At 59.2% G+C, this 9,498-nt stretch carries 7 protein-coding genes; 4 read left to right on the forward strand and 3 right to left on the reverse strand.

Going from position 1 to position 9,498, the window contains the following annotated elements; genetic code table 11:
• From Q0J81_RS08750 to Q0J81_RS08765, 4 genes are all read left to right on the forward strand, one after another.
• A partial coding sequence (locus tag Q0J81_RS08750; RefSeq protein WP_294447247.1) for a TM1266 family iron-only hydrogenase system putative regulator occupies positions 1-244 on the forward strand: 244 nt, incomplete at its 5' end.
• A 173-nt stretch (positions 245-417) separates the two neighbouring features.
• Positions 418-1,263, forward strand: coding sequence for a fumarate hydratase (locus tag Q0J81_RS08755; protein ID WP_294447248.1), 846 nt, complete (start codon positions 418-420; stop codon positions 1,261-1,263).
• Between the two features lie 10 nt (positions 1,264-1,273).
• On the forward strand, positions 1,274-1,831 hold the full coding sequence (locus tag Q0J81_RS08760) for a Fe-S-containing hydro-lyase (RefSeq protein ID WP_294447249.1): 558 nt from the start codon (positions 1,274-1,276) through the stop codon (positions 1,829-1,831).
• A gap of 609 nt (positions 1,832-2,440) precedes the next feature.
• Positions 2,441-5,494, forward strand: a complete 3,054-nt coding sequence (locus tag Q0J81_RS08765; RefSeq protein ID WP_294447250.1) for a hypothetical protein — start codon at positions 2,441-2,443, stop codon at positions 5,492-5,494.
• A 275-nt stretch (positions 5,495-5,769) separates the two neighbouring features.
• On the opposite strand, the gene clpB is transcribed toward Q0J81_RS08765, so the two are convergent.
• The 3 genes from clpB to Q0J81_RS08780 all read right to left on the reverse strand — a co-directional run.
• Positions 5,770-8,394, reverse strand: coding sequence for an ATP-dependent chaperone ClpB (clpB, locus tag Q0J81_RS08770; protein ID WP_294447251.1), 2,625 nt, complete (start codon positions 8,392-8,394; stop codon positions 5,770-5,772).
• A gap of 218 nt (positions 8,395-8,612) precedes the next feature.
• Positions 8,613-8,921 carry a chaperone modulator CbpM gene (locus Q0J81_RS08775; RefSeq protein WP_294447252.1) on the reverse strand — a complete coding sequence of 103 codons (309 nt, stop codon included), beginning with the start codon at positions 8,919-8,921 and terminating at the stop codon, positions 8,613-8,615.
• Positions 8,922-8,949: 28 nt separating this feature from the next.
• Positions 8,950-9,498: J domain-containing protein (locus tag Q0J81_RS08780; RefSeq protein ID WP_294447253.1), on the reverse strand; the 549-nt coding region annotated here is incomplete at its 5' end.

Here is a 9,498-nt window from a genome sequence, read left to right on the forward strand (position 1 = left end):
GGAAGAAAACCGCCTCGGCATTGTCGGCATCATCGTGGAAAATCTTGAAGCTTCCTCCGCCCTGAACGCCATTCTTCATCAGTATTCCGACATCATCGTCGGTCGTCTGGGCATTCCCTACCGCGACAGGGGCGTGTCCATCATTTCCATTGCCGTGGACGGCAGCAATGAAGCCATCTCCGCCATGACCGGAAAGATAGGCCAGCTCGAGCACGTGTCCGTCAAGTCCGTCATCACCAAATAACGATTCCGGACATCCGTTTTTCAGGCCCGCCGGCTTCGCGCCGCGGCGGGCTTTTTTTCATGCCTTTTTCCGGCGGGGAAGAACGCCCGGCAGTGGATGCGCCGCGCTTCCTCGGTTTATTTTCCCGGGAAAAAGGCCTATGGTCGGGACGAATTCACGCCCCAGGAGCCAACATGAGAGAAATTTCCGTCGAACTCATACGCGATACCGTGGCCAGACTGGCCATGGAGGCCTGCTGCCGCCTGCCGAAGTCCACGCTTGACGCCATGCGCCGCGCCAGAGAAAGCGAGCTTTCCCCCACCGGACGCGACGTTCTCGACCAGCTCATCGAGAACGCCGGCATAGCCGCCTCGGAAAACGTGCCCATCTGTCAGGACACCGGACTTGCCGTGGTCTTTGCCGACATAGGACAGGACGTGCACATCACCGGCGGACTCTTTGAGGACGCCGTCAATGACGGCATCGCCAAGGGCTACACGGAAGGGTATCTGCGCAAGTCCTCGGTGGCAGAGCCGCTTTTCGAGCGCAAAAACACCGGTGACAACACACCGGCCATCATCCACATCCGGCTCGTCGAGGGCGACCGCATCACGCTGCGCCTCGCGCCCAAGGGCGCAGGCAGCGAAAACAAGGGAGCCCTGCACATGCTCGTTCCCGCCGACGGCATCGAAGGCGTGAAAAAGGCCGTGGTGGAAACCGTGCGCCACGCCGGAGCCAGTCCCTGCCCGCCCATGGTCATCGGCGTGGGCATCGGCGGCAACATGGAAACAGCCTGCCTGTGCGCCAAAAAGGCCTGTGCCAGAGACGCGGACAGCCGCAACCCCGACCCGCGCTACGCAAAGCTGGAGGACGAGCTTCTGGAGCTGGTGAACCGCCTCGGTACCGGCCCTGCCGGCCTCGGCGGCAGCGTCACCGCCTTCAAGGTGAACGTGGAATTCTGCGCCACCCACATCGCCAGTCTGCCCGTAGCCGTCAACATCAACTGCAATGCCGCGCGTCATGCCGAAGCCGTGCTGTGAGGACCATGCCATGCCCGCCACCCATCATCTGACCACGCCCCTTTCCCGCGACATCATCCGCACACTGCACGCGGGCGACCTTGTCTTCATCACGGGCACCGTCTATGCCGCGCGCGACGCAGCCCACAAGCGCATGATCGAAGCCCTCGACAGAGGAGAATCCCTGCCCTTCGATCCGGTCGGACAAATCATCTACTATGTGGGCCCCACGCCCGCAAAGCCCGGAAAACCCATAGGCTCGGCCGGGCCCACCACGTCCGGCCGCATGGACGCCTACGCCCCGCGCCTCATGGAGCTCGGCCTTGCCGGCATGATAGGAAAAGGCAACCGCTCGAAAACCGTCATGGACGCCATTCGCAACAACGTCTGCGTGTACTTCGCCGCCACAGGCGGCGCCGCCGCACTCATTTCCCGCTGCATCACATCCTATACCGTGCTGGCCTGGCCAGAACTCGGCCCCGAGGCGCTGGCCGTCATGACCGTGGAAAACTTTCCCGCGACCGTGGTGGCCGACTGTTATGGCGGCGACCTGTACGAAGAAGGCAAAAAGCCCTATCAAAGCATCTGATCCGGCATATTCCCCGCAAAGACATCCCCTTCTGAAGCCATTTCGGAGGGGGATGTCTTCGTTCCGGCCCGTCCCGTCACCCGACATCCGAACGTTCCGCCGGGCTGCCCCTGCGGCATGCTGCCGACAGGCCACCGGGAAAGGCAAGAGTCTCCCTTCCCCCCCTTTTCCGCTCATATCCCATCACTTCGGTCTCAACACATGTACGAAAGACCGCGTTTCGCCATTCCCCAAAGATCTTCCGCCCCTCCGCGAAAACACGCTCCCGCGTTCGCCTTCATCAGCAGCAGGGGCGTTGATGCTTGAACCACCCTTTATGCGGCATGACTGAAGAATCCGCCGCCCAACCTCCCCGCTTTTGCCCTGTTTCTGCTCCACAATCTGAAATGCTGTCTTTGTTCTTCTTCAACAGACAAGTACAAGATTATAACAAACCTGTCACAAAATACTTTTTTCTTTCTTGTGAACTATAGCATATATTTTTCACAAGATTATAAAGAAACTGTCATAAAAAAGTTCCTGTTGTTGACGAATGATATTTTATGAACTTATATATGACAGAATAGTCATAATTCTTTTCCCCTCACTGGGCTCTATTCCGGGAATCCCATGGCCGACATGCTTTTTTTCGACAAGCAGGACCGGGCCATCATGAAGATGATCAACGGCATCATCGACTATGGTCCGTCTTCCGATCTTGAGCACAAAATCTTCAATGCCCGTCTCCATCCCCACGGCATTCTCAATCTCTCCACCTCCCATGAATTCCGCATGGCTCAGGCCGTCATCAATCTTCTCGGCAGTCTCACCAAGGCCGGCCCCGCGGAAGATCGTCTCGGAGCGCTGCGCACGCTGCACGACGAAGTGCTGCACAGTGCACAGACCACGTTCCGTTACAACACGGGACGAGTGCTCATACAGATCATGAAGGCCATCATCCGTTCGCGCCACGACGAGGATGCGCAGCTCAGGCTCATCCACGACTTCCGCAAGGCCGTATCCGGCAACCCGCGCATCGTAAGGGAATTTCTTACCCGTCACCATCTCATGGAAATGCCGGAAGAATGGAACCAGCTTACCATGGATCACCATGTTCACGATGCCAACACCAAGGGGCGAAAGAACGCCACCTTTCTTATCATGGACGCGTGGGTGAAAGGCATACGGTATCTTACGGTGGTTTACTACAACTACGTAGACCTCGAGGTGGCCCGGGAGCTTCTGAGTGCGGCGGCCATCATGGGCATTTCCGTGCGCATCGGTCTTGAATTCCGCGCCGCCTTCCGGGGCAGATACGTAAACTTCATCTGGGCTCCGCGCGGCTTCTCCGACGTTGAGGACTTTCTTGAGTTTTTGAGTTCCGAGCCCATGCGCACGTTCATGGATGAAGGACGACGAGCCTCCTGGTGGATTCGCGGTCATGTCATGGCCACGCTCGACCTGTGGAACAGCAAATACGCCCCGGCGCTCACGCGGGATCTCGGCATTCCCGTCACCACGCTGGATCCCAAGGCCTTTCTTGCCTTCGTAGGCAACGGACAGCCCTCTGCCCTGCATCTTGCCGAATTTGCGCACAAGGCGCTTCTGCCGAAATTTCAGGCAAAGACCGAAGATCTGACCATGGAGCTGGAAGAAGCCGACGACGACCGTCGCGCGGAAATCCTGCGCCGCATACGGCGCATGGACGAATTCACGCCTTCCGTCATCCACGACAGCTGTCTTGCCCCGGAATGCAATCCGGAACTCCCCTCGCCGGAAGATCCGCCGACCTCCGGGGACGACACCCGTCCAGAACTTCTGCGTCTCAGCGTACCTCAGCTTCTCGAAAGGCTGAGCTCCCTGCGCAGCGGCTACCGCATCACGCTGCAGCTTGCCGGACTCACCGCGGAAGACGTACTCGAGATACTCTGGGACGGTCAGGGCTTCATTACCCATCTTGAGCTCTTCAACGTAAAGGAATGGCACGACGGCAACCTGACACACCTCAAAGAGATCAACGACCTTCAGGTTGCCATCAACAAGGGCGACGTCATGCTGCTCAAAAAAATGCTGCGCGGCATGCTGCAGAAATTCGACTGTGACTGCTGTCCCGACACGCAGGCACGCTGCGAAAAGTTCCGAACCATTCTCGCCGACATTCCCGCACTTCAGGCACTCTACAAGTACGCGCCTCTGGCCAGCCATATGGGCACGGACTCCACGAGTCATCTCGGCAATCGCTACGGCATGGGACTGGCCGTGCCGGAGACGCTGCCCGGTTCGGCAAGAAAACGCCTGAAAGGCAACAAATACATAAGTTCCGTCACGCTTCCTCTGCACATACAGCTCGGCTATCGGGAAGAGTACCATCCTCAGGGGCATGCCTCGCCCCTCGTCTCATGGATGCGCCGCACGCTCGGCCTTGTCACCTGCGGCATGAAACGCAGCCGGGAGTGGGAGCCTCTGTATGACGACGTGCGCATAGAACAGCCCGGCAACATGATCACCATGGGCGGCATTACCGTGGAAAAAGCCAACGGGCTGTCCGTGGAGCACAGAGAAGAAACAGCCGAACAGGAAAAAAAGGGCGGTCGCGCCTACCTGAACACCACATTTTCCAATGTGCTCAAGGTTCTCTTCGGCTTCATTCCCGCGCTGCTCACCTTTCTGAACACTCAGGAATGGTGGGTTCTGGCATGGTTCGGCGCCCCCATATGGTTCGGCATCACCGGTGTGCGCAACGTCATACAGGCCGTCATCGCCGGCGGCGGCGTGCGCAAGAACATGCTACTGTCGTGGAAAAAATTCGTGAACTGGTCCCGCGTATGCGACTCGCTCATGTATACGGGCATTTCCGTCATTCTGCTGGAAGGCATCACACGAAACCTGCTGCTCAGCCGGGTGCTCGGACTCACCGTGGAAAACGCTTCTTTTCTGGTGTTTTCCATCATAGCCCTGGCCAACGGCATCTACATTTCCTCGCACAACATCTATCGAGGCTTTCCCCGAACGGCCATCATCGGCAACTTCTTCCGCAGCGTACTGGCCATTCCCGTGGCCATGCTCTACAACTCCGTGCTCTATGCCCTGTTCCCGCTCATCATCAGCATGCCTCCGGAACAGATTCTCATTCCCGCGGCGGCCATCGTGTCGAAGTTTGCTTCCGACACCGTGGCGGGCATCATAGAAGCCACGGCCGACAGACGCAACAACTACCGTCTGAGAGCCTGGGATTACCGCACCAAGCTCAAGCAGCTCTTCGACTGCTATACCAGGCTCGAACTCGCATTTCCCGACAAAGACATGCTGGCGCTGCTTGCTCAGCCCCGGGAGTTCATACGCTTCACCAGTCAGGAAAAAGCCCGCGCCCTGCAGGTTGAAAGCATCATCAACGCGCTGGACCTCATGTATTTCTGGTACTACCAGCCCTGCGCGCAGCAGACGCTTCTCGCCATGCTTCGGGAGATGACGCGAGAGGAACGCGTCGTTCTGGGACGCTTCCAGGGCATTCTGCTCAACGTGCAGGAGGTCTGTCAGCTTTTTGTGGACGGCATGCTCGGCATGAATTTTTCCCGCGCCCTTTCCTTCTATCTGGACAATCATGAGGACTACATAGACACCATAGCAAGACACTGCTCAAGCTTCGACGTCAGGCATCAGAGAATACGGGCAGCTCGCCGGTAGATTCCGGCGAACAGAAAAGGCCCGTCGGAACGATACGTCCAGGCGGGCCCCCGTGTACATACAAAAAGCCCGTCATGCCTTTCGGCATGGCGGGCTTTCGTCGACCGTTCCGGCAGAGAAACGGCTTTTACCTCATGGCTTCCGAAGACACACGCCTTTCAGAAGCGGCGCCCTCCTCAGGGAGAACAAGGCGCATCCTGGCGGAGACGGAAGGATCTTCCGTCTCCTGAGCGGAGCATGAGAGCATTCCTCCGCTTTATGATTCATGGTCGGCCTTACCCTTCCACTCTCTCGAATCTCAGGGTGCCGCCGTCCTCGGTTCTGTCGACAACCACGCGAACCTTCCAGCCGTCGCGGATCTCGCCGCTGATGACGGCCCTGGCCAGCGAAGTTTCCAGATTGTGCTGGATCCAACGCTTGAGCGGACGCGCGCCGTAGGCGGGATCATAGGCGGTTTCCGCAATGAACTTGCGGGCGTCGTCGGTGAGCTCAAGGGTAATCTTGCGCTCGTCGAGTCTCTTCTGCAGGCTCTTGATCTGCAGATCGACAATGGCGCCGATCTGGTCCGAGCGCAGAGGATAGAACATGACGGTTTCATCTACGCGGTTCAGGAACTCGGGACGGAAGAACTTCTTGAGTTCATTCATGACCGCGTCACGCACGCCGGGCCTGAACTCGCCCTTGTCGTCGATGCCGTCCAGCATGATGGGAGAACCGATGTTGGACGTCATGATGATGATGGTGTTGCGGAAGTCCACGGTGCGGCCCTGGCTGTCGGTCAGACGACCGTCGTCCAGAAGCTGCAGGAGCGTGTTGAACACGTCGGGATGAGCCTTTTCCACTTCATCGAAGAGCACTACGCTGTAGGGCTTGCGGCGAACGGCCTCGGTAAGCTGGCCGCCTTCCTCATAACCGACATATCCTGGCGGCGAACCGATGAGGCGGGATACCGAGAACTTCTCCATGTACTCGCTCATGTCGAGACGAACCATGTTGTCCTCGGTGTCGAACAGGGCTTCGGCAAGAGCCTTGCACAGTTCCGTCTTGCCCACGCCGGTAGGTCCGAGGAAAATGAAGGAACCAAGAGGACGATTCGGATCGGAAAGACCGGCGCGAGCCCTCAGCACGGCGTCGGACACGGCCTGCACGGCCTCGTCCTGACCGATCACGCGCTCATGCAGACGCGCGGGCAGCTCCAGCAGTTTCTCGCGTTCCGACTGAAGCAGACGGGTGACGGGAATGCCGGTCCAGCGTGCCACAATGTCGGCCACGTCGTCCGGGCCCACTTCTTCACGCAGAAGACGGTTTTCCTTGCCGTCGCCTTCGGCCGCAGCCTTGGCCTCCGTCTCCCTGAGCTGCTTTTCCAGCTCGGGAAGCGTGGCGTACTTGAGCTGCGAAGCCTTGGCCAGATCGTAGGAGCGCTCCGCTTCTTCAATCTGATGACGAGTCTGCTCGATTTCTTCCTTAAGCCTGCGTACGCCGTTGATGCTCTTCTTTTCCTCTTCCCAGCGGGTGCGCAGCGTAGTCTGCGTGCCGCGCAGGTCGGCAAGCTCGTTTTCCAGCTTCTGCAGACGTTCGCGGGAGGCGTCGTCGGTTTCGCGGCGCAAAGCCTCACGTTCGATCTCAAGCTGCATGACCTTGCGGTTGATTTCATCAAGCTCGGAAGGCAACGAGTCAATTTCCGTGCGGATCATGGCCGCCGCTTCGTCAATGATGTCGATGGCCTTGTCCGGGAGCTGACGGTCGGAGATGTAGCGCTGAGAAAGCACCACGGCTTCCACGATGGCGGAATCGCTGATGCGAACGCCATGATGCACTTCAAAGCGCTCCTTCAGGCCGCGCAGAATGGAAATGGCGTCTTCGGTATTGGGCTCGTCCACCAGCACAGGCTGAAAGCGACGCTCAAGAGCCGGATCCTTTTCAATGTACTTGCGGTACTCATCGATGGTGGTTGCGCCTATGCAGTGCAGCTCACCACGCGCCAGCATGGGCTTGAGCAGGTTGCTCGCGTCCATGGCGCCGTCGGTCTTGCCCGCGCCCACAATGGTGTGCAGCTCATCAATGAACAGGATGATGCGGCCTTCCGCGCGCTGCACCTCGTTGAGCACGGCCTTCAGCCGTTCCTCAAACTCGCCGCGGTACTTGGCGCCGGCGATGAGCGCGCCCATGTCGAGAGCAATGAGCTTCTTGTTCTTCAGTCCTTCAGGCACGTCGCCCTTCACGATACGGTGAGCAAGGCCTTCCACAATGGCGGTCTTGCCGACGCCGGCCTCACCGATGAGAACAGGGTTGTTCTTGGTGCGGCGGGACAGGATGCGGATGGTGCGGCGGATTTCCTGATCACGACCGATGACGGGGTCGAGCTTGCCCTTGCCTGCGGCCTCCACAAGGTCGCGTCCGTACTTGGAAAGCGCCTCGTAGGTATCCTCAGGGCTGGCGGAAGTCACGCGCTGGCCGCCGCGCACTTCGGCGGTGGCACGCAGGAACTTTTCCTGATCAATGCCGTTCTTGCGGCAGATGTCGCCCATGGCTCCGCCCGCCTCAATGAGCTGGGCGAAGATATGCTCCACGCTGATGTATTCGTCCTTCAGACGACGGGCCAGTTCTTCGGACTGAGCCAGAGCACGGGCCAGACGCTGCGTGATGCGTATGGTCTGCTGATCGACGCCGGAACCGGTGACGGAAGGCTTCTTGTCGAGAGCCTGTTCCAGTTCGGCAGCCAAAACCTCGGGCTTCGCGTTCATGCGACCGAGTATGCCGGGCACAAGTCCGTCCTTCTGCCTGATGAGGGCGAGGGCAAGGTGCTCGACGTCCACTTCCTGATGATTGCGCATGAGGGCAATGTTCTGAGCTTCGCCCAAAGCCTCCTGCGCCTTCACGGTCAGTCTGTTCATATCCATAAAAAAATCCTCCCTGCGGAGTGCAGTCGCCGCGTCAGCTCACGCCGCGAACCGGGCGGCCTTGCGACCTGCCCGCTTCACAGGCATGGCCGTGAGGCGCTGCCTTCCGCACTTCAGAAATCGGTTCCGGCCCGGCCGGAACCGTTGATTTGCTCGAAAATCATTCGTTCGGGGGAGCAGATTCCCGAACGTCTTCGCGCCTTTGCCAGGCCGGAACGCTAATGGCGTTCCAGTTCTCTCAGGCGCGTTTCCAGATCCGCTATGCGGTCCAGAAGATCCACGATGATGGTCCCTGCCACGCAGGGCATCTCGAAGTCCTCACACAGTCGCGTCAGCTTTCTGGTTCGATAAATGTCGGAACGGCGGAAAAAGACGGCATGGGTGGCCCGGCTTGCCGGTTCCAGCCAGCCGAGTTCCATGAGCTCCCGGACACGTTCCACCGGCGTGCCCGTCTGTTCCAGAAATTCGGTCCAGGCAACAAGCGCAGAGGCTGCGGGAGAACACGCGGTTACTTTTTTAATCGCCATATCCCACCTCTTACATCACTCCGGCAGCTTACTTCTGACCGGCAAGCGCCTTCCACAGTTTCAGCTGTTCTTCATTCAAGTCTTCCGGCTTCGGCACGCTGATGGCAACGGTCACATATTCGTCGCCTCGTCCCGTGGCCGGACCAAGTCCGCGTCCGCGAATGCGCAGCCGGCGTCCGCTGGAGCTTCCGGCGGGAATGTTCATTTCCACGTCGCCGTCCAGCGTAGGCACTCTCTTCTTCGTTCCGAACACGGCTTCCCAGGGCTGCAACGTCACGTCGCAGGTCACATCCAGTCCGTCCACACGGAACACGGGGTGCTTCGCGTAGCGGACGGTCAGATACAGGTCGCCGGCAGGATTGCCGGGATTGCCCTTGCCGCGCAGACGGAGCTTGCCCCCGTCGCGTATGCCGGCAGGAATGGTAATCTGCAGATTGCTTGACTCCCCGACGCCGGAAAGCGTGACCTGCTTGGTTCCGCCCCTGCGGGCCTCTTCCAGCGTGATCTCGATTTCTGCCTCGACGTCGGAGCCGCGGCGCGAGCGCCGGCCGTAGCTTCCGCCAAACGAGCCGAAGGG

Source organism: uncultured Mailhella sp. (genome assembly GCF_944324575.1).
Taxonomy (GTDB): Bacteria; Desulfobacterota; Desulfovibrionia; order Desulfovibrionales; family Desulfovibrionaceae; genus Mailhella.

Excerpts from the sequence above, each read along its gene's own strand:
- Q0J81_RS08755 (WP_294447248.1), top strand. The coding sequence starts at position 418 with ATGAGAGAAATTTCCGTCGAACTCATACGCGATACCGTGGCCAGACTG.
- Q0J81_RS08760 (WP_294447249.1), top strand. The coding sequence starts at position 1,274 with ATGCCCGCCACCCATCATCTGACCACGCCCCTTTCCCGCGACATCATC.
- Q0J81_RS08765 (WP_294447250.1), top strand. The coding sequence starts at position 2,441 with ATGGCCGACATGCTTTTTTTCGACAAGCAGGACCGGGCCATCATGAAG.
- clpB (WP_294447251.1), bottom strand. The coding sequence starts at position 8,394 with ATGGATATGAACAGACTGACCGTGAAGGCGCAGGAGGCTTTGGGCGAA.
- Q0J81_RS08775 (WP_294447252.1), bottom strand. The coding sequence starts at position 8,921 with ATGGCGATTAAAAAAGTAACCGCGTGTTCTCCCGCAGCCTCTGCGCTT.